The sequence below is a fragment of the Flavobacterium arundinis genome, from assembly GCF_038289855.1.
In the GTDB taxonomy this organism is placed as follows: domain Bacteria; phylum Bacteroidota; class Bacteroidia; order Flavobacteriales; family Flavobacteriaceae; genus Flavobacterium; species Flavobacterium arundinis.
The window spans coordinates 18,932-41,800 of record NZ_JBBYHR010000013.1 but is presented as its reverse complement, the minus strand read 5'-3'; the positions used below and the strand labels follow the sequence as shown (position 1 = coordinate 41,800).

Annotated in this window: 27 protein-coding genes and 1 other RNA gene; 12 read left to right on the top strand and 16 right to left on the bottom strand. The window is 43.7% G+C overall.

Annotated features, from left to right (window positions below):
• Window positions 1–173: 173 nt before the first annotated feature.
• Window positions 174–1,490 (top strand): APC family permease, encoded by a 1,317-nt coding sequence (locus AAEO56_RS18535; RefSeq protein WP_341698573.1) that lies wholly within the window; start codon window positions 174–176, stop codon window positions 1,488–1,490.
• Between the two features lie 17 nt (window positions 1,491–1,507).
• Here AAEO56_RS18535 and AAEO56_RS18530 read toward each other — a convergent pair whose 3' ends face one another.
• The 3 genes from AAEO56_RS18530 to AAEO56_RS18520 are packed head-to-tail and all read right to left on the bottom strand — an operon-like array spanning window position 1,508 to window position 3,003.
• Window positions 1,508–1,960 (bottom strand): GyrI-like domain-containing protein, encoded by a 453-nt coding sequence (locus AAEO56_RS18530; RefSeq protein ID WP_341698572.1) that lies wholly within the window; start codon window positions 1,958–1,960, stop codon window positions 1,508–1,510.
• 10 nt (window positions 1,961–1,970) lie between these two features.
• Window positions 1,971–2,423 (bottom strand): hypothetical protein, encoded by a 453-nt coding sequence (locus AAEO56_RS18525; protein WP_341698571.1) that lies wholly within the window; start codon window positions 2,421–2,423, stop codon window positions 1,971–1,973.
• Window positions 2,424–2,463: 40 nt separating this feature from the next.
• The gene (locus AAEO56_RS18520) at window positions 2,464–3,003 is read right to left on the bottom strand and encodes a tetratricopeptide repeat protein (protein WP_341698570.1); all 540 of its coding nucleotides are present in this window, start codon (window positions 3,001–3,003) and stop codon (window positions 2,464–2,466) included.
• A gap of 179 nt (window positions 3,004–3,182) precedes the next feature.
• Here AAEO56_RS18520 and rpmH point away from each other — a divergent pair, with 179 nt between their 5' ends.
• The 3 genes from rpmH to AAEO56_RS18505 all read left to right on the top strand — a co-directional run bounded on the left by rpmH (window position 3,183) and on the right by AAEO56_RS18505 (window position 7,362).
• Complete coding sequence (gene rpmH / locus AAEO56_RS18515; protein ID WP_008464848.1) at window positions 3,183–3,344, top strand: 50S ribosomal protein L34; 162 nt, start codon at window positions 3,183–3,185, stop codon at window positions 3,342–3,344.
• A 430-nt stretch (window positions 3,345–3,774) separates the two neighbouring features.
• On the top strand, window positions 3,775–6,627 hold the full coding sequence (gene carB, locus AAEO56_RS18510) for a carbamoyl-phosphate synthase large subunit (RefSeq protein WP_341698569.1): 2,853 nt from the start codon (window positions 3,775–3,777) through the stop codon (window positions 6,625–6,627).
• A gap of 162 nt (window positions 6,628–6,789) precedes the next feature.
• A complete protein-coding gene (locus tag AAEO56_RS18505) occupies window positions 6,790–7,362 on the top strand; it encodes a lysozyme inhibitor LprI family protein (protein WP_341698568.1) in 573 nt (190 codons plus the stop codon).
• A gap of 224 nt (window positions 7,363–7,586) precedes the next feature.
• On the opposite strand, the gene AAEO56_RS18500 is transcribed toward AAEO56_RS18505, so the two are convergent.
• Window positions 7,587–7,796, bottom strand: coding sequence for a DUF2188 domain-containing protein (locus tag AAEO56_RS18500; protein WP_341698567.1), 210 nt, complete (start codon window positions 7,794–7,796; stop codon window positions 7,587–7,589).
• A gap of 225 nt (window positions 7,797–8,021) precedes the next feature.
• Between AAEO56_RS18500 and AAEO56_RS18495 the strand changes: the two genes are divergently transcribed.
• Window positions 8,022–8,708, top strand: coding sequence for a hypothetical protein (locus AAEO56_RS18495; RefSeq protein ID WP_341698566.1), 687 nt, complete (start codon window positions 8,022–8,024; stop codon window positions 8,706–8,708).
• Window positions 8,709–9,093: 385 nt separating this feature from the next.
• Here the strand turns inward: AAEO56_RS18495 and AAEO56_RS18490 are convergent, their stop codons facing one another.
• From AAEO56_RS18490 to AAEO56_RS18475, 4 genes are all read right to left on the bottom strand, one after another.
• Window positions 9,094–9,726, bottom strand: coding sequence for a hypothetical protein (locus AAEO56_RS18490; RefSeq protein ID WP_341698565.1), 633 nt, complete (start codon window positions 9,724–9,726; stop codon window positions 9,094–9,096).
• Between the two features lie 77 nt (window positions 9,727–9,803).
• On the bottom strand, window positions 9,804–11,675 hold the full coding sequence (locus AAEO56_RS18485; protein WP_341698564.1) for an ABC-F family ATP-binding cassette domain-containing protein: 1,872 nt from the start codon (window positions 11,673–11,675) through the stop codon (window positions 9,804–9,806).
• A 498-nt stretch (window positions 11,676–12,173) separates the two neighbouring features.
• Window positions 12,174–12,755, bottom strand: a complete 582-nt coding sequence (locus tag AAEO56_RS18480; protein ID WP_341698563.1) for a Fic/DOC family protein — start codon at window positions 12,753–12,755, stop codon at window positions 12,174–12,176.
• Window positions 12,756–12,763: 8 nt separating this feature from the next.
• Window positions 12,764–13,945, bottom strand: coding sequence for a DUF1624 domain-containing protein (locus AAEO56_RS18475; RefSeq protein WP_341698562.1), 1,182 nt, complete (start codon window positions 13,943–13,945; stop codon window positions 12,764–12,766).
• Between the two features lie 160 nt (window positions 13,946–14,105).
• Between AAEO56_RS18475 and AAEO56_RS18470 the strand changes: the two genes are divergently transcribed.
• The 4 genes from AAEO56_RS18470 (at window position 14,106) to AAEO56_RS18455 (ending at window position 17,390) form a co-directional block, all read left to right on the top strand.
• Window positions 14,106–14,537 (top strand): Hsp20/alpha crystallin family protein, encoded by a 432-nt coding sequence (locus AAEO56_RS18470; protein WP_341698561.1) that lies wholly within the window; start codon window positions 14,106–14,108, stop codon window positions 14,535–14,537.
• Between the two features lie 87 nt (window positions 14,538–14,624).
• Entirely contained in the window at window positions 14,625–14,774 is a 150-nt protein-coding gene (locus AAEO56_RS18465; RefSeq protein ID WP_341698560.1) for a hypothetical protein, read from the top strand.
• A gap of 21 nt (window positions 14,775–14,795) precedes the next feature.
• Complete coding sequence (locus AAEO56_RS18460) at window positions 14,796–15,944, top strand: glycosyltransferase family 2 protein (protein WP_341698559.1); 1,149 nt, start codon at window positions 14,796–14,798, stop codon at window positions 15,942–15,944.
• Window positions 15,945–16,058: 114 nt separating this feature from the next.
• Window positions 16,059–17,390: a dihydrolipoamide acetyltransferase family protein gene (locus AAEO56_RS18455; RefSeq protein WP_341698558.1), complete on the top strand. Its 1,332-nt coding sequence runs from the start codon at window positions 16,059–16,061 to the stop codon at window positions 17,388–17,390.
• A 77-nt stretch (window positions 17,391–17,467) separates the two neighbouring features.
• Here AAEO56_RS18455 and AAEO56_RS18450 read toward each other — a convergent pair whose 3' ends face one another.
• Window positions 17,468–17,656, bottom strand: a complete 189-nt coding sequence (locus AAEO56_RS18450) for a hypothetical protein (protein WP_341698557.1) — start codon at window positions 17,654–17,656, stop codon at window positions 17,468–17,470.
• Window positions 17,657–17,838: 182 nt separating this feature from the next.
• On the opposite strand from AAEO56_RS18450, the gene AAEO56_RS18445 reads away from it, so the two are divergent.
• Window positions 17,839–18,132 carry a Bor family protein gene (locus AAEO56_RS18445; protein WP_341698556.1) on the top strand — a complete coding sequence of 98 codons (294 nt, stop codon included), beginning with the start codon at window positions 17,839–17,841 and terminating at the stop codon, window positions 18,130–18,132.
• A 46-nt stretch (window positions 18,133–18,178) separates the two neighbouring features.
• Entirely contained in the window at window positions 18,179–18,379 is a 201-nt protein-coding gene (locus AAEO56_RS18440; protein WP_341698555.1) for a hypothetical protein, read from the top strand.
• A gap of 10 nt (window positions 18,380–18,389) precedes the next feature.
• Here the strand turns inward: AAEO56_RS18440 and AAEO56_RS18435 are convergent, their stop codons facing one another.
• From AAEO56_RS18435 to AAEO56_RS18425, 3 genes are all read right to left on the bottom strand, one after another.
• The gene (locus AAEO56_RS18435; protein WP_341698554.1) at window positions 18,390–18,848 is read right to left on the bottom strand and encodes an NUDIX domain-containing protein; all 459 of its coding nucleotides are present in this window, start codon (window positions 18,846–18,848) and stop codon (window positions 18,390–18,392) included.
• A 6-nt stretch (window positions 18,849–18,854) separates the two neighbouring features.
• Window positions 18,855–19,505 (bottom strand): EcsC family protein, encoded by a 651-nt coding sequence (locus AAEO56_RS18430; protein ID WP_341698553.1) that lies wholly within the window; start codon window positions 19,503–19,505, stop codon window positions 18,855–18,857.
• Between the two features lie 76 nt (window positions 19,506–19,581).
• Window positions 19,582–19,842: a hypothetical protein gene (locus AAEO56_RS18425; protein ID WP_341698552.1), complete on the bottom strand. Its 261-nt coding sequence runs from the start codon at window positions 19,840–19,842 to the stop codon at window positions 19,582–19,584.
• A gap of 210 nt (window positions 19,843–20,052) precedes the next feature.
• On the opposite strand from AAEO56_RS18425, the gene AAEO56_RS18420 reads away from it, so the two are divergent.
• Complete coding sequence (locus tag AAEO56_RS18420) at window positions 20,053–20,283, top strand: hypothetical protein (protein WP_341698551.1); 231 nt, start codon at window positions 20,053–20,055, stop codon at window positions 20,281–20,283.
• Window positions 20,284–20,436: 153 nt separating this feature from the next.
• Here the strand turns inward: AAEO56_RS18420 and rny are convergent, their stop codons facing one another.
• The 4 genes from rny to AAEO56_RS18400 form a co-directional block, all read right to left on the bottom strand.
• Complete coding sequence (rny, locus tag AAEO56_RS18415; protein WP_341698550.1) at window positions 20,437–22,002, bottom strand: ribonuclease Y; 1,566 nt, start codon at window positions 22,000–22,002, stop codon at window positions 20,437–20,439.
• Between the two features lie 59 nt (window positions 22,003–22,061).
• Window positions 22,062–22,167, bottom strand: a non-coding RNA gene (gene ssrS / locus AAEO56_RS18410) — 6S RNA.
• 59 nt (window positions 22,168–22,226) lie between these two features.
• Complete coding sequence (locus AAEO56_RS18405; RefSeq protein ID WP_341698549.1) at window positions 22,227–22,520, bottom strand: cell division protein ZapA; 294 nt, start codon at window positions 22,518–22,520, stop codon at window positions 22,227–22,229.
• Window positions 22,521–22,522: 2 nt separating this feature from the next.
• The gene (locus AAEO56_RS18400; protein ID WP_341698548.1) at window positions 22,523–22,813 is read right to left on the bottom strand and encodes a hypothetical protein; all 291 of its coding nucleotides are present in this window, start codon (window positions 22,811–22,813) and stop codon (window positions 22,523–22,525) included.
• Between the last annotated feature and the right edge of the window lie 56 nt (window positions 22,814–22,869).

Sequence of the window (22,869 nt, the reverse complement as noted above, 5' to 3'; positions counted from 1 at the left end):
CTTTACAACTTATTTTTATGTTTTTTTTTTCGAATCTTTGCGTCTTCTTTGTGGGCATTTGCGTAGTTCTTTAAGGTTTAAAAGCATGACACAATTTTTATTATTACCTAAAAGCCTCTTTGTTGCTAATTTAAATTGTGTTAGATTGGCAAAGAAATCCTAATCACTAAACTATGGCAAAAGACAGCAAGCTCAAAAAAGTACTCGGCCTCGGTTTCGGCATTGCGATCTTTGTAGGCGGTACTATCGGGGTTGGCATCCTGCGTACTCCGGGCGAGATCGCGGCCCACCTTGACAACGAATGGCTTATCACGGGCTGCTGGGTTCTCGGCGGATTGTATATAGTAATGGGCTGCGGCGCTTATTCCGAGCTGGCCACATCAATTCCTAAAGCAGGCGGGTCGTACAATTATATTAAGCGTGCGTTCGGTGAATATGCAGGGTTCATTTCCGGCTGGTTCGATTATATTACCAATGCCATTGCGCCGTCATTTTTCTGCATTGTCATTAGCGAATACATAGCTATCCTGTTTCCCGCCCTTAAGGGGCTCACAACCGTTATTGCAATTGCTTTTCTCGCAGGTTTCACGCTGCTCCACATGAGCGGGATCAAAAATGGCAGTATCGTACAGCAGGTAACGAGCATTATCAAGGTGCTGTTTTTTGTAGCGCTCATTACAGCGTGCTTTTGGTATTCAGGTGTTGAAACTGCAAAAGCAGAAGTCAGCCCCGTTATCATGTCCGCCGGCCTGGTCATCGGTTTTTTCAAGTCCCTGCAAATGGCACTTGGGGCCTATAACGGGTGGTATGCTATTTGTTTTTTTGCCGAAGAGGATGAAGATCCAAACAAAAATATCCCCAGATCGTTATATACAGGTGCCGTTATCGTTGTCGCTATCTATGTGCTTATCAACATCGCGTTCCTGCACGTACTTCCTGCCTCGGCTATGGCCAATTCCCCACTCGCGGCATCAGACGTGGCAAAAGCCGTTTTTGGCGACAAAGGGTCGGTCATTGTGACCGTCATAGCGGTTTTTTCTATCATTGGTATCCTGAATGCCTACCTCATGATCCCGCCGCGCATCCTGTACGGACTCAGCCGCGACGGGTTTTTTATTAAATCGGGTACACGCGTCAACGAAGGCGGTACACCGATCGTTGCACTCCTTGCTTCTTCAGCCTTTACATTTATCCTGGTATTGATAGGCTCTTTTGGGGTGTTGTTTGCTCTGGCCACGTTTATGTCGGTCATCGTCTGGATGCTGGCCTATGCCTCACTGATAAAGCTTCGCATATCAGAGCCCCACCTTATCCGGCCTCACAAAGCCTGGGGTTATCCGTATACCGCATTTTTGCTGGTACTGTTCTCACTGGCCATTTTCATCGGGTTTGCCTACAGCGACCAAAGTAGCCTGCTGGTGATAGCGTGTATTTCGGTAATTTCCTATCCCGTTTTCAGGCTTATAAAGAGCAGGGAGAATAACAGTTAGGGAAGATCATAGCGGCATTATTTCACCGATAAATAAATATCCACCTCCGCATTGTTCCAATCGGCGCTCTTTTCAGAATAGACTTCAAAGTCAAAACCATACGCCCTTTCAATATCCGATTTCCAGATGTCCCGCCACGCATTGGCAACGCAGTCCGGCATTTTGCCTTTGGCGGTAACCACCTCGTATTTTTGCACAGGAATAGTTATGCTGTCCAGTCCGGCCGGTACTTCAGTTCCCGGCTCCACAGCGCAGCCAATGAAATATGCATACGGATCGGTATAGTCCCCATCATAATCAAAATACACGGCATAGGTATCGCTGCTTATCTTGTTCGGAATCTTACTGGGTACAAAGCTGCCCAGGTACTCCTGCCACAGCGCACCGCAGTCTTCCATGGCTTTTTCATTCGTATTGGTGGTCTTGTAGCCAAGTTTCAGGCCGATGAGATTGATGGGGTTGTTGTTCATCTAATGAAGTTTAGTCAGAATATCTGAAATATAATAAATAGTTTTTAGTCGCTCCAATCAATACGAAATAATCGTAGAGTATGCCTAATTCATATTCAAACGTAAGATTATCGACATAATAAAATTCTGACAACTCTAAAGCTACAGCGATACTATTGCAAAAGTTTGAAGCCTCCCAGGCCTGCCTGTCAGTATTTATATTTAGTTTATGAATCTCGCCATTTTGAAAAAACCACTGCTTTACATAAAGCTCCAGGTCGTATAAATTAATGCGCTTGAGTGTAATATTTCTTTGTTGACTGAATTCTGTAAAGTTTTCTTTTAAAGAAGCCGCGATATTCTCAGTCTTCTCAAAAGCACAGACCTCATATTCATACCACAATGTTGAATTTGGCTGATTGAGCGCCGCATACGTATGAAGGATCCCTTCGAAATAAGAATTGCACTTTACGTTTTCTTCCATAACTCAAATATAACAAAAAACCGCCTTCCGGCGGTCTCAGTTAATATCGTCTCATTTGCACCTGCGGGCCTTTTTTCATCTGGTCCTTCATCATCTTGATCTGGTCCTTCAGCATGCCCTGCTTGTCGAGTTTTTTTGCCTCTATCAATAATTTCTCAGCTTCTATCTTGCGGTTCTTGCTCATCGCAATACCGGCAAGGTTCAGCTTTACCATCGCCATATCCTGATCCATTGTCAGGCCAAGCTCTACTGCTTTCTTAAGGTGTTTTTCGGCAGCATTAAGATTGGTTTGCGAAAGCATGAGCCCTTTCAGGTAGTTGTAATAGCCCTGCTGTTTGCGCACCAGTGCGCCTTCCGGGTTCTTAATTTTATCGAGCCATTTGTTGGCGCCGTCAAAATCCTGCTTCCTCAATTGAAGGAATGCCATGATGATGTATTCATTCTTAAAGTATAGCAGCACTATGATGCCCGCAAGAAGCAGCAGGAAAATCCCATTCCCTATGTTGCTTTCGGCAAATTGCCATGCAGCCGTTATAACGATAAGTGCCGCTAGTACCAGCTTTATATTTTTATTGAACATGATATATGTATTTTTGCGATTGCAAAGGTAATAAAAGGAGATAAACGGAATTGAAAAATATTTTTATTAAACCACTTGCGAGAAAAAAAAACCTTTGTATATTTGCACTCGGTTTTGGAAAGACGATTTCCACGATACCCAGGTAAGATATTTCAATAAGATTTTAAAGATACAAAGCAATGAGTAAGAGAACATTTCAACCATCGAAAAGAAAAAGAAGAAATAAGCACGGTTTTATGGACAGGATGGCTTCTGCCAACGGAAGAAAGGTGCTTGCTCGCAGAAGGGCTAAAGGAAGGCATAAACTAACTGTTTCCAGCGAACCTAGGCACAAAAAATAATGTTTGAACAAAGCATATATCAAGGCGTTACTATTATTTAGTAACGCCTTTTTTTATAACCTCACCCCACAATTTGTAATTCACATGAGTGTAGCTGCTCCCCTCTCCTTTGGAGAGGGGCTGGGGGTGAGGCCTAACCCGGCAAGAGTATTACGTCCCGTCTCCCCCTCTTTGGGAGGGGGCCGGGGGGAGGACAAAACCGGCAAGAGTGTAGCTGCTCCCCTCTCCCTTGGAAAGGGGCTGGGGGGTGAGGCCAAAACCGGCAAGAGTATTACGTCCCGTCACCCCCCTGTCATTGCGAGGAAGAATGACGAAGCAACCTGAGGGAACCGGGGGGAGGACGAATGCAGCGATGAACAACGACTTGGCATAAGCCCAAAAAATCACTAAATTTGCACAGCTTTCAATAAACAACAACTACAACACAACAATGCCTAAAGACACATCCATCAAATCTGTTTTGATCATCGGCTCCGGCCCGATCATCATTGGCCAGGCCTGCGAATTCGACTATGCCGGCTCTCAGGCGGCCCGTTCCATCAGGGAAGAGGGGATAGAGGTTATCCTCATCAACTCCAACCCGGCAACCATCATGACCGACCCATCCATGGCCGACCATGTGTACCTGAAGCCGCTCACCACAAAATCAATCATTGAAATACTAAAAGCGCACCCGAACATCGATGCGGTACTCCCTACCATGGGCGGGCAGACCGCGCTGAACCTTTGCCTTGAGGCGGAAGAAAAAGGAATTTGGGCCGACTTCAACGTGCGCCTTATAGGTGTGGACATCAACGCCATCAACATTACCGAAGACAGGGAGCAGTTCAAACAATTGCTCGAAAGGATCGGTATACCTGCTGCGCCTGCTAAGACTGCCAACTCCTTCCTTAAAGGAAAGGAGATCGCGCAGGAATTCGGCTTCCCGCTGGTTATCCGCCCTTCGTTCACGTTGGGAGGTACAGGGGCGGCTTTCGTACACCATAAAGAAGACTTCGACGAACTACTTACCCGCGGACTAGAAGCTTCACCGATCCACGAAGTACTTATAGACAAAGCCCTTTTAGGCTGGAAAGAATACGAGCTGGAACTTTTACGCGACCAGAACGATAACGTGGTGATCATCTGTTCCATTGAAAATATGGACCCGATGGGTATCCATACCGGCGACAGTATCACGGTAGCGCCTGCCATGACATTATCCGACAGGACGTTCCAGAGAATGCGCGACATGGCGATAAAAATGATGCGCAGCATCGGGAACTTTGCGGGCGGCTGTAACGTACAGTTTGCAGTAAGTCCTGATGAGAAAGAAGACATCGTGGCAATCGAGATCAACCCGCGAGTATCCCGTTCATCGGCACTGGCATCAAAAGCGACGGGATATCCTATTGCAAAAGTGGCATCAAAGCTTGCCCTTGGCTACAACCTTGACGAACTGAAGAACCAGATCACTAAAACAACATCGGCATTATTCGAGCCAACACTGGACTATGTCATTGTAAAAATACCGCGCTGGAACTTCGATAAGTTCGAAGGTGCTGACCGTACCCTTGGCCTGCAGATGAAGTCGGTGGGCGAAGTAATGGGTATCGGGCGTTCGTTCCAGGAAGCATTGCACAAAGCGACACAGTCACTGGAGATAAAACGTAACGGCCTTGGCGCCGATGGTAAAGGCTACAAGAACTACGAGCAGATCATCGACAAGCTTACCCATGCGAGCTGGGACCGTGTATTTGTGATTTATGATGCGATACAGATGGGCATCCCGCTAAACCGCATCCATGAAATAACACGGATAGACATGTGGTTCCTGAAACAATATGAGGAACTGTATTCGCTTGAAAAGGAAATATCGACATTCAAAATAGACAGCCTTCCGAAAGAATTGCTTTTGGAAGCCAAACAAAAAGGCTTCGCCGACAGGCAGATCGCCCACATGATGGGATGCCTCGAAAGCCAGGTGTACAACCTTCGTGAGGAGATGGGCGTGAAGCGCGTTTACAAACTGGTAGATACCTGCGCCGCCGAATTTGAAGCAAAGACTCCTTATTATTACTCGACTTTTGAAGCCGAGATCGAAAGGGCTGACGGTACGCGCTACGTTCATAACGAAAGCATTGTTTCTGACAGAAAAAAAGTAGTGGTATTAGGCTCAGGGCCGAACAGGATAGGGCAGGGCATCGAATTCGATTACTCGTGTGTGCACGGTGTACTTGCTGCATCGGAATGCGGTTACGAAACCATCATGATCAACTGTAACCCGGAAACGGTATCTACCGACTTCGATACGGCGGACAAACTCTACTTTGAGCCGGTGTTCTGGGAGCATATATACGATATCATCCGCCACGAGAAACCGGAAGGCGTTATTGTGCAGCTGGGTGGGCAGACCGCCCTCAAGCTGGCCGAAAAGCTGGATCGTTACGGTATAAAGATATTAGGCACCAGCTTTGATGCGCTTGACCTTGCCGAAGACCGCGGCCGTTTCTCGGAACTGCTTTCGGAACTTGGTATACCATTCCCACAATTTGGTGTAGCAGAAAATGCCGACCAGGCATCGCAGCTTGCCGATACGCTTGACTTCCCGTTATTGGTTCGTCCATCGTATGTATTAGGAGGCCAGGGCATGAAGATCGTTATCAACAAGCAGGAACTTGAGGAGCACGTTATCGACCTTCTGAAAAACATACCGGGCAACAAGCTCCTTTTGGATCATTACCTTGACGGCGCTATTGAGGCTGAAGCCGATGCCATTTGCGACGGCGAGAATGTGTACATCATCGGCATCATGGAGCACATCGAACCTTGCGGGGTACACTCGGGAGATTCGAATGCTACATTGCCCCCATTCAATTTAGGCGAATTCGTAATGCAGCAGATAAAAGACCATACCCACAAGATAGCGCTGGCACTGAAAACGGTTGGGCTTATCAACATACAATTTGCTATAAAAGACGATACCGTATATATCATCGAAGCCAATCCAAGGGCATCACGCACGGTGCCGTTCATTGCGAAAGCGTATGGCGAGCCGTATGTGAACTACGCTACGAAAGTAATGCTGGGCCACAACAAGGTGACCGACTTTACCTTCAACCCGCAGCTGAAAGGCTTTGCGATAAAGCAGCCGGTTTTCTCTTTCAATAAATTCCCGGGTGTGAACAAGCAGCTTGGCCCTGAAATGAAATCGACAGGGGAGAGCATCCTCTTTATCGATGACCTGAAAGACGACCAGTTCTACGAATTGTATTCAAGAAGGAAAATGTACCTGAGCAGGTAATTTTTTTTATATGATTGCCGCCTGTCATTCTGAACGCAGCTTGCGAAGTGAAGAATCTCAAATAATAAAAGAGATTCTTCCTTCGTCAGAATGACAAAAGGCAAACTTATTGGCTTGATTATTGTTTGTTTTAAGCCGTATTCGTACCACAAAATTTTAGCCATGAAAAAACTAATCCTCTTTTCGCTTCTCCTTATAGCATCCTTAAACACATTCGCACAGGACAAAAAATCCCTGGAACAGCGTGCGGTACTTAACTATAGTTATACTGCATCGGAACAGTACGAAAAATTGCTGGATCTTACCTATCCAAAGCTTTTCTCTGTTATTCCGAAAGACAAAATGGTGGAGGTGCTGAAACGTATGACCAAAGGCGATGGCTTTACGATCTCTATTGCGCCTGTTGCACCCAACTTTGCATTTAGCGAGATCAGGAAGATTGATGAGGCATATTATAGTGTGCTTACATACGACCTTACCATGAAAATGAGGTTTACAGAGCCGGTTGGGGAGCAGGAACTCGCACAGCTGCTGCCCTCTTTTAAAACGGCAATGAAAACAGAGGATATAATTTTTGATAAAAAGGATAATTCTTTTACGATAATAAAGAAGTCGCAGTCTGTTGCCGTTTATGATAAGCTGAGTAATAACCAGTGGACATTTGTGAATAATACCGACGGGCCAATAAAGGGGCTGGTATTTAGCGAGAAAATAATTAAGGAGCTTGGCATTTAAAGTAAGCCTATACCTCAAATCTCAGTAAAATTTAGTAATTTAGATGCACTAACCAAATTGAAAATGTTATGGCAAAGAGTCAGGATGCAAAAAAGAACGTAAAGAAGGAACCTCTTAAGACCGCAAAGGAAAAAAAAGAGGAGAAAAGAGAGAAAAAGAATAAGAGGGATTAAGTCCCAATAAAAAAGCCACTACAAAGTGGCTTTTTTATTGACTGTAACTGGTTACGCTACTTTCGGGAAATGTCTTTCTTCATGTACAGTTCCGTCTACTTTGTAGATTATTACCGAACTCTTTGCGTGGCTCTTTGCCATCGCGATAGTACGGTCAACTACCTCATTTTTATTTTCTCCGGTCACAAGAGTCCGTCCTGCATTTTCAAGGATACTTTTCCACCCGTGGCCATTTTTCCTAACGTGATATATGCGTTCCATAACTTTTAGTTTTAATTATAGGACAAAATTATCCCCTAAACCTGTTAAAATATATTAATGAAACGCTAATTAACAGGAGTGTCTATGTTAACGATGTCTTAAAAATCATAAAACATACTTAAGATTACTAAATTATTCTTAATAAATTCATTAAAATTTTGAAATGTATCATAGTCTGATGTAATTTTGGTTACTCAATAATGTAACATAAAATACAAAACAACCATGAAAAGATTTAATTTAGTTTTAGGTGCTGTACTTATAGCAGCAGGAGCAACATCATGTAAAGATGAAGCAAAAGAAACTGCTGAGCACAATGTAGACCACTATGTGGTATTTGTAGATTCAGTAAACGGACTTGATGCTGCTGAAAGGGCTGCCAACTGGGCTGCGATTGATGCTGCCTACCAGGCTAGGGTAGCAGAAGCGGAAGCTGCAATGACTACACTTAAAGAAGATGAAGCTGCACAAAAAAGGATCGACGAAAGCAAAGCGAAGTACGATGCTGTGAGAATGCAGGCTGAGAACGAAGCAAAAGCTAAAATGGAAGCCGAGGCTGCTAAAACAGCAGGTAATCCAATGGCTGATAAATTCTTCGGAGCAGGCAATGTAGTTGGAAACGACATGACATTTGCATGGGTGAATAAAGATAACATCCTTAGTGTTTACCAAAAATTCTACGAAACATTCGATGCTGATAAAGACGAATATTCAAGGCAGGATCTTGATAAAGTAAAAGCTTGGTACGAAGCGCTTGACAACCGTAAAAATACAGTTGAAAAAGAAGGCCTTTCTTCTTCAGATAACAACAAGATCGCTGGTATCAAACTTAAATTCGCACCTAAATTCCGTTGGGAACGCCTGACTGCCAAAGGTGAAGAGAACCAGGCTGCCAAAGACAAAGCAAACTAATAATAAAAAGGTTTTTTATATAATTTGTGCAGGAAGGTACGCGGAAGCGTACCTTCTTTTTTGCTTTTATAATGATATTGAGGAGCGCATTGTGTCATTTCGACCGGAGCTTGCGGAGTGGAGAAATCTCAATTGTTTGAACGATATATATTGTCGGCTTAACGTATTTCCGTGTAATTTCGACCGGAGCTTGCGGAGTGGAGGAATCTCAACCTTTTGGAGATTTTATATCCTCTAATAAACATGATCCCCTGTCATTCTGACGAAGGAAGAATCTCTTTACTTATAAAAGTTTAGGATCCTGCATCACTGTATTTTTTAAGTTGGGTATTGAAGGCCGTTCTAAAATGACAAAAGCCGAGTTAGCAAAGGCATTACGTTCGAACTAGCCCAACAGGCCATAACCATTTTTCAGGCCCAGCAGGGCATCCCTGAAGAATGATTTTGAAGGGCGAACCATGAAATGCTGTTTTATCTGCTCCCGCCTGAAAAATACCAGGCCAACGTGGTAGGTGTCAAGGGTAACAGTGACTTTTGGATGCTCCATTATCAATTCCCATGCTGCTTCCATTTCGGGAGAGCTGTGGATGTCGCCAATGATACAGATAGTGTCATTGTTTATATCAGAAACTATTCTTTCTAAAGAAGCCATTATGGCTTCTTTCTTTTTATCGGCAATAATAGCCAGGTCTATTCCGCCCGGAATAGGCGCTAAAGAAGAAAAGAACCAAAGCTTTATCTTATTCTCCTCACAGGCATACCGCAGCATTTCCATGACGCTATCGGCATTCTCACCGATTGCAAATGACTTGGCCGGTTTTAGATAATTTACAATACGGTAAAGCAATTCGGCCTGCGGGTAACCAACCTGCATTTTCTGTTCGCGGTAAGCACGTTTGGAGAGGCGTGCCCCTTTAGCATAAAAACATTTGGTTACGAACCTGAACATAAATGGCGAATGGATCCCGTGATCGTTCTGGGATTTCCAAAGGAATTGTATGTAGGATAACGTACTCATTTTTCCAGTTTTCAGTCACAGTCGCAGTTTTCAGTGCGTACCCAGCTGAGACTGCGACTGAAAACTGCGACTGTCAACTATTCTTCCAACTTCGCACTCAGCTCAAACCAGCGCTCTGTCCTCTCTTCAAGGGTTTTCAGTATCTTTTCAAGGTCGGTTGCTTTCTGGGCAATATCTTTATCTGCTATAGTGCCGTCTGCAAACTGCTTTTCGATCGCTTCTTTTTCGCGTTCCAAATCTTTTATATCTTTCTCTGTTTTTGAGAATTCTTTCTGCTCATTAAAGGTCAGTCCGGCTTTGACATTATTCTGTTTCCAGTTCTTTTTAGCGTTGTCGCCTACGGGCTTAAGGTCTTCTTTGGCAGGTTCAGAACTGTCCTCATAAGCACGGAAGTCACTGTAATTTCCGGGGAAGTCTTCAACTACGCCTTCGCCCCTGAAAACAAAAAGGTGGTCTACGATCTTATCCATAAAATACCTGTCGTGCGACACCACTACCAGGCAGCCCGGATAGTCGAGCAGGAAGCTCTCCAATACGTTCAGCGTAACAATATCAAGGTCGTTGGTAGGCTCATCCAGTATCAGGAAGTTCGGGTTTTGGATCAGGACCGTACACAGGTACAAACGCTTCAGTTCACCACCACTCAGCTTTTCTACAAAGTCGTATTGTTTTTTACGGTCGAATAAAAAGCGTTCCAGCAGTTGTGCCGCCGAAATGATCCTGCCTTTTGCAAGCGGGATGTATTCGCCGTATTCCTTGATGATGTCGATAACTTTCTGCTCAGGCTTCGGGTTGATGCCGCTCTGGGTGTAGTAGCCAATCTTAATAGTATCACCAACTATTACTTTACCACCATCAGGCGGAAGTGTCTGGGCGATCATATTCAGGAAAGTCGATTTACCTGTACCGTTCTTCCCGATGATCCCAATACGCTCGCCCTTCTTAAAGTTAAAGCTGAAATTATCGAGTATGGTCTTATCTGTAAATTTCTTCGAAATGCCGTGCAGCTCTACGATCTTACTACCCATGCGCTCCATATTGATCTCCAGTTCTACCTGGTGTTCTTTACGGCGGCTGTTGGCTTTTTCCTGTATTACATAAAAGTCATCCTGCCTCGATTTCGACTTGGTAGTACGGGCCTTAGGCTGGCGGCGCATCCAGTCGAGCTCTTTTACGAAAAGGTTCTTCGCCTTGTCGATGCTGGCATTTTCGGCAGCGATACGCTCTTCCTTTTTGGTAAGGTAGTAAGAGTAATTGCCTTTATATTGGTACAGTTTTCCGTTGTCAAGCTCTATGATCTCGTTGCAAACGCGTTCCAAAAAGAAACGGTCGTGCGTGACCATAAAGAGCGTCATGTTCTCTTTGGCAAAATAATTCTCAAGCCATTCGATCATTTCGAGGTCAAGGTGGTTGGTAGGCTCATCGAGTATCAGGAGGTCGGGTCTGCTGGTTAGTATAATCGCCAGGGCGACGCGCTTTTTCTGGCCCCCGCTGAGGTTCTTTATCTTCAGTTTAAGGTCTTCCAACTTTAGTTTGGAAAGGATCTGCTTGTATTGGGTCTCAAAATCCCAGGCATTGTGCAGCTCCATACGCTCAAAGGCTTTCTGGTACGCAACTTCATCTTCCGGATTTTCCAGTGCCTTTTCATATTCCTCAATAACTTTCAGGATCTCATTATCCGAAGCAAAAATACTTTCCTCGATGGTCAGTTCCGGGTCAAGCTTGGGCTCCTGCGAAAGAAACGCCATCTTGATCTCTTTACGGATAACAACCTGCCCGGTATCAGGCATGTCTTCTCCGGTAATGATCTTCAGGATGCTGGTTTTTCCGGTACCGTTCTTTGCCACAAAAGCAATTTTCTGGTCTTTATTAATGCCGAAGGAAAGGTTCTCGAAAAGCGTGCGCTCCCCGAATGACTTGGATATGTTCTCTACTGAAAGGTAATTCACTGCTGAAATTTTTGCAAAAGTAACGTATTAATTATGAATTAAAAATTGATGATGCTAATTATCAGGAGCGAATGGCTTGGGCTTTTTCAGTAATGGTAATTCCTGCTGTCAGCTTTATCCCTCTTTACGTCGGGGATGCCGCTGCGATCAGGGCTAATGAGGAAGTTTGTTTTTGTTTTGGGGTGGCATTTGTCGTATATTTGATAGTATAAATTCACTATAATTAATCAAAAGTATTCGGGCATAAAGGTTTTTATACATAATTCAATTACCAATTTTTATTTGCGCTTTTACAAAATTGTTAGTATATCAATGACGCATAATATTTTGTATATTTGCTATATGAAATTTTACGAGAAATATCCAAAACTTAAAGATAAGGCTTATTTAAAAAAAGTCCTGACAGATACCGTATTTTCTACAATGTCTCTTGAAGATCAGGAGGTAAAAAGATCCAAAGTCGAAAAAATCGTTTCTTTAGTCTTAAAGAAAAAGGAATCAGAAGGCGATCAATTCTTCGCGGATTAAATTCTTTAGGGGTTCAAAGTTTCCTAAATCACCTTGCTTCATCGCATTAATATAGGCTTTCCGGTTATCACCATGTTGGTAGTATAACTCAATTGGCTGATAGCCAAATTTCAGGGCTACTATGTTCATTAGAATACGGCCTGTCCTTCCATTGCCATTGTTGAATGGATGTATTCTTATGAATTCAAAATGTGAATAGGTAAGAGTTTCTATATGTTCTTCAGGGGTTAAAGCAACTGATATTTTAAAATTTAGATTCTCAATAAACTGATACATACTATGCAATACATGATTTGGTTTTGGTGGTAATAATTGACCAACCATTACTTCTGTAGTCCTCCACTTTCCTGCCCAATCATATAAGCGACCAAACGCCACCCGATGAATATCAAGCAATAGTGAAGTAGATAAAGGTTCTTCACTATCTAATTCAAAAACATATAGTTCAGCCTTAGCGATTCCTTCTGCTTCATGTTCGTTAATGAGATCCTTATCAGTAATTCCTAATAAATTGTCATCGGGAAAGGGTGTCCAGTTTGTGTTATTCTCCATTTGTTTCTTTATATATAACTCAGCCACCACTGTTTATGCGTCCTTTTATACCGCTCGTACCATTTCGTCGGGAACCAGCATAGCACCACGACCAATATCCATATCAGGTACACGATACCCAGTGAGAACCCGAAATTTTCAAGGGGACGAAAGCCGAATCCCATAACCTTCGTAAAATTATCTTCAAGCGTATACCCTTCTGCAAAGAAGAGGATCATGCACAGGAAATGTATAAGGTATACGTGTACTAAATAATACAGGAACGGTACCCTGCCAAAGACGTTCAGTACATTGGTCACGCGGTTTTGCACCCTTTCCAGTAAGGCCAGCGCTATCATTCCCGGGCCAAGCGTCATGCAGGCATACATAAGCGAAGGTGGGTATTTATTCACGTTCAGGAATGACAGGAATGTAAACACGGTGTCCTTCTGTTCGCTCCACGGCCTCGGGTCGCCATAACCATTGTTAAGCCGTAATAATATAAACAGCCCGATCACCCCAAATCCTGTCGTAAGCAGTAATTTCCGCCTTTTCAGGGCATCAAACCCGGGCTGGTACCATTTGCCTAATGCGTAGCCTAAGAGCATAATACCCGTCCATGGCAGTGCTGCATAAGCGCATAGCAATTTAACATCGCCGCCAAGTGGATACTGGTCAAATTCTGTGAGGAGGAAAAGGTTAGCAAAAACATCCATTGCAGGATTGGTAAAAGTCTCGGTGTCGAGAATGTTATGCAGGACTGTAATTAATAGCCCCAGTGCCAGCAGCATCCAATATCGCAAAAAGATAAGCGCTGATAAAACCACCATACTCGCGCCAATAGCCCATATAACCTGAAGGAAAAAGAAATTAAAGAAAATATCGAAGCTCCACCCGAAGTTAACGATGGTAAATTCAGCAAATATAAGCCACAGCCCGCGGGTAAGCAGGAATAGTGAAAGCTCTCTTTTTGTTTTCCGAAGGCTTTGCAGGTAGATGGAGGTGCCGGAAAGGAATACGAATAGCGGAGCACAGAAATGTGTTATCCATCGTGTAAAAAACAGCGCGGGCGTGGTGGTTTCCATGTTCGTGGGGTCGCCGGTCATGCCGTCAATGTGGAAAAAATCCCTTGTGTGGTCAAGCGCCATGATAAGCATAATGGCGCCGCGCAGAACGTCTATCGACTGTATTCTTTGTAATGTCTTATCCATCAGTTGGTTTATTGGTCGTGATAAATATACAATTTTATCTGAAACCAACTATGTAGACAAAATGTCGGTATAAGTGACATTTTGTCTTAAAATTATCGATTGGAATAAAAGTTGACTATCACTAATCAAATTTTAAGTCAAACATAAATATATATTAGTTATGAACGTAATAAAACGCAATCCGGCAAACAGGGCATTCCCTTCAGTAATGGACGAATTGTTTAAAGACCTTTTAGGTGGTACACAATACACACACAAAACAGTTCCTCCTGTAAACATATGGGAAACAGAACAGTCTTTTTCGGTGGAGCTTATGGCTCCGGGAATGAAAAAAGAAGATTTCAATATCGAGTTGGATAACGACCTGCTTACCATTTCTGCGGAAGTGAAAACAGAGAACACAACAGAAGAGCGTGGCAAATTCACGCGCAGGGAATTTGGATATGCTTCCTTCAAAAGGTCGTTCACACTGCCTGAAACGGTGAAAGAAGACGAGATCAATGCATCGTATGAAGACGGTATCCTGAAGATAACGCTTCCTAAAAAAGAAGAAGCATTGCCAAAAGCAAAGAGGTTAATAGAGATTTCATAATAATTGGTTAGTTGGTTTGAAGAGCGCTTCCGGAAACGGGGCGCTTTTTTTTGTTTTTGTCTTGAAAAGGATTGCTTATATTTGAGTATGGATTCAAACGGAACAAAGGAATGGGACGAGCTTTCGCCAGAACTTAGGGCAGCTCTTGAAATTAGTATTGAGCAGAGCCTGCGTGGCAAGGTAAGGCCTCACGAAGAGGTCATGGCTGAAATTAGGAGGAAATATAATATTGCCTGATAGAAGTATTATCTTTGCCCCATGCAGCTATCCGTCATTATCCTTAATTATAACGTCCGCTATTTTTTAGAACTGTGCATTATCAGTGTCCAAAAGGCACTGGAAGGCATTGAGGGCGAGATCATTGTTGTGGATAATAATTCACATGATGACAGCTGTGCGATGGTGAAGCAGCGCTTTCCCAATATAACCCTCATTGAAAATAAAGAGAACTCCGGTTTCCCGAAAGGGAATAACATTGGTGTGGCTGCTGCTGTAGGGAAATATATCTGCATACTCAACCCCGATACAGTAGTGGCCGAAGATACTTTTACAAAATTGCTGGCTTTCGCCGAAGGGCAAAAAGATATGGGTATTACAGGCGTGAAGCTTATTGACGGCACTGGGAATTTCCTGCCCGAAAGCAAGAGGGGAGTGCCTACACCGTGGGTGGCGACAACTAAAATTACCGGCTTATATAAAGTTTTCCCGAAATGGGGAGTGTTCAATAAATACTATGCCCAGCACCTTAGCGAGAATGAAACAGGTGAAGCGGGAGTGCAGGTTGGTGCTTTCATGTTTATGGAACGTGCCACTTATCTGGACGCAGGCGGTTTCGATGAGATCTATTTTATGTATGGCGAAGATGTCGATCTTTCGTATACTGTTTTACAAAAGGGCAAGCGAAATTATTATTTCCCCGGCACTTCGGTGATACATTACAAAGGGGAAAGTACGGTACGCGATGCGGCCTATATGAAGCGTTTTAGGGAAGCCATGCAGCTTTTTTATAAAAAACACTTCAGGGGTGCAGATGCTTTTGATCTTCTTTTGAGGGCCGGCAGCCTGGCTTTTGTCTCTTCTAAAAAGAATACGACTGACACCAAGCGGGTTCCCCAGAATTATGTCTTGTTTTCAAAAGATGAATCATTAAGGGAAGCATTGGAAAAACAGCTCCGGAAAAAAGTGGTGCGGTTTGCAAAATACGAGCGGAATGTCATACCGTCGCCTAACAGCCCGACGGAATTTATTTTAGATAATGATTTACTGCCTTTTGGTGAAATAATAGCGATTATGCAAAACCACAAGCATAATTCGTATACCTTTAAGATAAAGCCTGCCGGATGCAATTTTATAATAGGCAGCAATGGTAGCAATGACAGGGGCGAGACCATAGTGATCGAAAAATAGTGCAACAGAAAAAACGATATAGTTAGCGAATTAATTATTGACAAAAGAGCATCGGGTTGATTTTTTTGTTAATTTCGCAAGCTGAAATACTAATTTTACCTTTAGGTTAACGATATGGCAAAATTTGAACTGAAATTACCCAAAATGGGCGAGAGCGTTGCAGAGGCAACAATTACCAATTGGTTAAAAAACGTGGGCGACCACATTGCAGCCGATGAGGCAGTTTTGGAAATTGCAACGGATAAAGTAGATTCTGAAGTACCATCAGAGGTATCGGGTGTGCTTTCTGAAATACTGTTCCAGGTGAACGACGTGGTGCAGGTGGGCCAGACCATCGCCTATATCGAGACCGAAGGCGGTGTTGTAGTAGATGCCCCGAAAGAGGAGACTACGGCAGTCAATATCGACATGATCGAAAAAACAGTGGAAACGGCTAAAGCAACAGCATCGGCCCCGGCAGATTTCTCAGCGTCAGAGAAATTCTTCTCACCACTTGTAAAAAATATAGCAAAAGAAGAAGGTATCTCTGTTGCTGAACTGGAAGCCATAAACGGTACCGGCAAGGAAGGCAGGATAACCAAGAACGATATATTGGATTACGTGAAGGAAAAATCACAAAATCCAAATGCCAAATCACAAACTGCGGCAGCACCTGCCCAGCCACAGGCTCAGATCCAGCAACCGGCAACCAACAACCAACAACCAGTTCAAAAAGCTGCCCCTGTTTCTGTTAACGCCGGCGACGAGATCGTAGAAATGGACCGCATGCGTAAGCTGATATCAGGTTACATGGTGCAGTCGGTACAGACATCGGCGCACGTGCAATCGTTCATCGAGGTAGATGTGACCAACATCGTGAAATGGAGGGATAAGGTTAAGAATGCATTCGAGAAAAGGGAAGGCGAGAAGCTGACCTTTACCCCGATATTCATGGAAGCTGTGGCAAAAGCGCTGAAAGACTTCCCGGGAATGAACATATCTGTTGATGGTGAGTACATCATCAAAAAGAAAAATATAAACCTTGGTATGGCAGCGGCATTGCCAAACGGTAACCTTATCGTTCCTGTGATCAAAAACGCCGACCAGCTGAACCTTGTAGGTATGGCCAAAGCTGTGAACGACCTTGGTAATCGAGCAAAGCTAGGCAAATTGAAACCGGACGACACGCAGGGCGGAACCTATACGGTAACCAATGTGGGTACATTCGGCAGTGTGTTTGGTACGCCGATCATCAACCAGCCGCAGGTGGGTATCCTGGCCCTTGGCGCGATACGCAAAGTACCGGCAGTTATCGAAACCCCGGAAGGCGACTTCATCGGCATCCGCCAAAAGATGTTCCTTTCGCACAGCTACGACCACCGTGTGGTAGACGGCGCACTTGGAGGGTCATTCGTTAAGCGTGTAGCCGATTACCTTGAAGCATTTGACGTGAACAGGGATTATTAATTTCCTGAAATAATTATACAGAAAAGTCCCGAATTATCGGGACTTTTTGTTATGAATTTGGTTGTAGAAAGTGCAGATTAATACAACTCCGCCAAATAATATATCTGCTTTGTGGTATAATTTTGCTCATCCCTTCCTTTTGTCCCGGAGCAGGTATAGGTTATGGCGCCGTCTTTGTCATGGTTTATTTTCCATACGAATAGCGGTATGCGCAATCCAAATTTTCCGGCTTCATACACTTCGTCGTTTATGCTGAACTTTTTCATTTTTAAGTATTTACATTAAAAGTACGCATTAAATACGGATGGGCGTACTAAAAACATGATTATATTTCACCGAAAAGTGAAAATAAATTATTGTATTCTCTTTGCGTTTTCTATATTCGCCATATTATGGCATAGTTAAGAAAACCTGCCAATCAATTAATCAATAAAACAAAACAATTCAAATGAAAAAAGCAATCAAAATGAGCGCTATGGCTTTGGTAGCCGGTATGATGCTGACGTCTTGCTACACGTACACTACAGTAGTAGGCGATGGTGCAAAGGGCAGCCAGTCGACAACAAAATGGAACCACTATGTACTTTGGGGACTTGCTCCGGTAGGTGTTTCTGACGCAAAACAAATGGCCGACGGCGCTGAAGATTACACGGTAACTACAAGGCAGAGTTTCGTAAACGGACTCCTTTCCGGTATTACATTTGGTATATATTCACCAACGACTACTACAGTTACAAAATAATTTACTCAGGAGGGAGGTTCACCTCCCTCTGTTTTATTACTCGATTTTGAAAAAAGCTATATTCTACATCGCCATTCTCGCTTCGCTGGCATTACTCATAAATATATTCGATATCATTATTAACGACATGGACCGCCTCACACGTTTTGGCTGGGGTTACCTTACAGGCCGAGTTATTCTTCTGGGTATTTTTGTTTTCCTTACATTTTTTATGTTCAGCAAAACCTACGGAAAAAGCGAAGAGTAGTTTCCGGCTTTTAGGTTTTCAGGATAGTTGCCAACTCATCCAGTAAAGCACCTTGCCTTTCATTAATCAAAATTTTGGCTTCTGCCAAAGCAAACCACCCGGCTTTATCCACTTCAGGATAAACTGCTTTCCGGCCGGTTTTTGGCGGCCATTCCATTTCAAAAGTATTGCTGGTTATTTTGGATGCATCCAGATCGCCCTTCGCTGCCCAGCAAAATACTTTTTTGCCGGCTTTTTGGGTGATGGGTTCCAATGCTATAAACGGCTCCTGCGGCCTGTACCCGGTCTCTTCTTTAAATTCCCTTACAGCTGCTTCAACCGGTGATTCATCTTCTAATAATTCTCCTTTCGGTATCGTCCACCATCCTTCATTCTTTTTAGCAAAGAATGGTCCGCCCGGATGCACGAGGAAAAATTGGGTTTCTCCCTCTTCAATTCGGTATAATAGTATTCCTGCGCTTTGTTTCATGGCTTGTTAATCAGTCACTGCAAAAGTGTGGTAATCTTTCCGGAAATAATCATCGGCGGCTTTCCCAAAACGTTGCAGTGTAAAATAATTGAAGGTGCCGCCCACTGCAGCGCCAATGCCGAAAGGTATCAGTCTGCCCAGCGCCGCTCCGCCACGTTTCGAGCCGTACTTGGTTACCAGCTTGCGGCCTATTTTTTGATTCATGCGGTTGCGTATCCTGTCGGTGATATGCTTGTCAAAATGCTGTATGCTTATTTTTTCACCTTTTGCCATTGCCGCCTTTTCCGGAAGCACCACCCCGGACCATATCCCCAGGACTAAGGTAAACTCGTCTTCAAAATCAGTTTCGGTATCGTTGCCATAAATCAGTCCTGTGCCATAACATATCGATGCCATCCAGCGCAGCATCAAAACAATATCAGCCGAAACCGCACCTGCTTCCATAGCAATCTGCGCAGCGGTGCCCAGTCCGGGGATAATGCCGGGCAGGGCAGAGGCTATCCCTACGGATGTGTATTTGTTTCGCAGCTTATTAATGTAAAGCCGCGACAATTCTGCAGGAACCTTGCCGGGATTAGTAAGCCGGAGCATATCCACATCCCTGCGTATATCGTTAAAGGGAGGCATAATGCGGAGAATAAGCTTGTGAAGATCCATCTGGGATTGATTTTAATCTAAAGGTATTGATTAATAGTGCACGCCCTTCCCAAAGCAATATTAAAACATTACCGGGCTATGTGCCTGTCAGGTCGTCAACGATGGCAGCGGAATACTTGTTGAGGTATTTTTCCAGCAGCTTTCCCTGCTTAAAGCTGAGTCTCCACAATACTTTATTGGTAAGGGCATGGCTCCACAGCTCAACATAAAAATTGTCAACAGCATATAGCAGTTTCTTTACTTCCCCTTCCAGGCAGGCATCTATAAGTTCGCCATCGTCCCATAAGATACGGTACTGTTCCTCCTCACTTAATTTCTTATACTCATTTAGTTTCATATGCTTAAAATTACGATTCCTGCTTTAATCTGCAAAAGATTTAAGCTGTTTAGTCAAAACGGCACGTCAATGGATATAGTATCTAATGTTCGCTGTTGGTAAAATTAGCAAATCTTAACTCTTTAAAAATTAAGGAATTATTAGCAATTGCTTGGCAAAAATTAAGAATAGAAAAATGGAACTTGCACCAGTAATCAAAAAGGAAATGTTATGAGACTGCTACTGTTATTACCCAATTTTGCACTGCTGGCCATATCCGGCTACAACCTTTCTGCGGGAAACAATAATCTTGCCGTTACGCTGCTGCATCTTATGGTTATGGCATTGTGCATAACGTTTTCCGCACTGATTGTAAAATCAATGTTTGCAATTAGGTATGTCGAAATCGCTGATACCGAAAATCAGGAGGCGTATGAGGAGCTGAACCTTCAGCATTCATAGCTGTCTGTATAGAGGTTCTTAGTTGCTGAGGTACTTAGGTATTTAGCAAAAGTGAGGGCCTAAAAAAAAGCTTCTATTTTCATGGAAGCTTTTATTATTTTAAGATTCTAAGCATAGGATCTTAGTAACTAAGAACCTCAGTCCCTCAGAACCTTACTTAGCAATATTAACCGCCCTTGTCTCACGGATAACGGTAATTTTTACCTGGCCGGGATAGGTCATTTCGGTTTGTATCTTGTGCGATATTTCAAACGACAGGTTAGAAGCCATATCATCGCTCACTTTTTCACTTTCCACGATTACACGAAGCTCACGGCCCGCCTGTATGGCATAGGCGCTTTTAACGCCCGGGAAGCCATAGGCGATATCCTCAAGATCTTTAAGGCGCTGGATATAGGAGTCAAGCACCTGTCTCCTTGCACCCGGCCTTGCGCCTGATATAGCATCACACACCTGGATAATAGGGGAGAGCATCGATTTCATTTCGATCTCGTCGTGGTGGGCGCCAATAGCGTTACATACTTCTTCTTTCTCGCCATATTTTTCGGCCCACTGCATACCAAGCAATGCGTGCGGAAGGTCGCTCTCTGCATCCGGAACCTTACCGATATCGTGTAGCAAACCTGCCCTTTTGGCAAGCTTAACGTTAAGTCCCAGTTCCGCAGCCATGATACCACAAAGTTTCGATACTTCGCGCGAGTGCTGCAAAAGGTTCTGACCGTAAGAAGAACGGTATTTCATCCTTCCCACGATTTTTATAAGTTCTGGGTGTAGCCCGTGGATACCAAGATCGATCACGGTACGCTTACCTACTTCAATAATTTCGTCTTCAATCTGTTTTGCGGTTTTGCCAACTACTTCTTCAATACGTGCCGGGTGTATCCTTCCGTCTGTAACAAGTTTGTGTAGTGCAAGGCGGGCAATTTCCCTTCTTACCGGGTCAAAACATGAAAGTATAATAGCTTCAGGGGTATCGTCAACAATGATCTCAACGCCCGTAGCAGCTTCAAGTGCGCGGATGTTACGTCCCTCACGCCCAATGATGCGTCCTTTTACATCATCGGACTCAATGTTGAATACCGATACACAGTTTTCTACTGCTTCTTCAGTACCCACACGCTGTATGGTATTGATGATGATTTTTTTGGCCTCCTGCTGGGCGGTAAGCTTGGCTTCTTCAATGGTGTCCTGTATATGCGACATCGCGCTGCTCTTAGCTTCTGCTTTAAGGCTTTCCACAAGTTGGTTTTTGGCATCTTCAGCAGATAATCCTGAGATTACCTCAAGCTGGTCTACCTGGCTTTTGTGAAGCCTGTCTATTTCCTGCTGTTTTTTATCAAGGAATTCAATACGGGTATTGTAGTCGTTTATTTTCGCTTCAGCCTCATCAGCCGATTTTTTAGCCCTTGCAAGCTCGCTCGATACCTGCGATTCCTTGTCGCGTGTCCTTTTTTCAGACTCTGCTATTTTTTTATCCTTGCCCAGTATTACCTGCTCATGCTCTGCCTTTAGCTCAAGGAATTTTTCCTTAGCCTGAAGTAGCTTATCTTTTTTAATAGATTCCGCTTCGGTATTGGCATCTTTAAGTATTGAGGCTGCTTCTTTTTTAGCATTCCTTATAAGGGTGGAAACATTTTTCTTTTCAAGGAATTTTGCGATCCCGAATCCGGCCGCTATTCCTATAATGGCCCCGATGATTATCATTAATGTACTGTCCATAGTTTGGTTTAGGTGTATTTTATATATAAAAAAAAGCCTACATCAGTTGGGTATTGTATAAACTCGATAGGACAAGTTTTGAGCTAACCCGCTGTTCAAGGATCTGCTCGGGGCAGCTTGCTATAGTAGCGGCGATTCACCCATTTTAAAAAATTGGCGTTGAGTTTATCAAATAAGGACTAATGTAGGCAGTATTATTGACGTATGTAAAGAACGTATTTTTATTATTCGGAGAGAAGTCCGCTCAGTTTTTCATCCATCACCCGCAGCCTTGCAAACGCATCTTCAAAGTCGGCCGACTTGTCAATCTGCTTTTGTTCCACCTGTGCCGCAAATTGCAGCGCGCACATGGCAAGCACATCCTGCTTATCTCTTACCGCATAGTTCTCTTCGAACTGGCGTATCATCGCATCAATCTTCTTGGAAGCGCTCCTGAGCCCTTCTTCCTGTGAAGGATCTACCGTTAACGGATACATCCTGTCGGCAATCGATATTTTGATCTTCAGCTTGTCTTCCATTGTTAATCAGAAAGTTGTGCTATGCAATAATCAATTTCGCGTATTAATGAATTTATTTTGAGTTTCGTTTCTCTTTTGTTGTCGTCACTGCCCAGCAATGAATTGGCTATTTTCAGAGATTCGTTCTGTTGCTTCAGCACAGCGATTTCCTCATCCTGCCGGTTAATGACTGCCGCCGAACGTGATATCCCGTTTTCCAGCTCTTGGTTTGCCTGTTGCAGCTTTTCCAGTTTCCGGGCCAGCTTTTCCAGTTTACTTTCAAGAGAATCAACTATTTCGGTTAATCCGCTCATTACAGTCACTTTTCATTACATGATTTTACAAAGTTAATATTACTTTAATTAGAAAC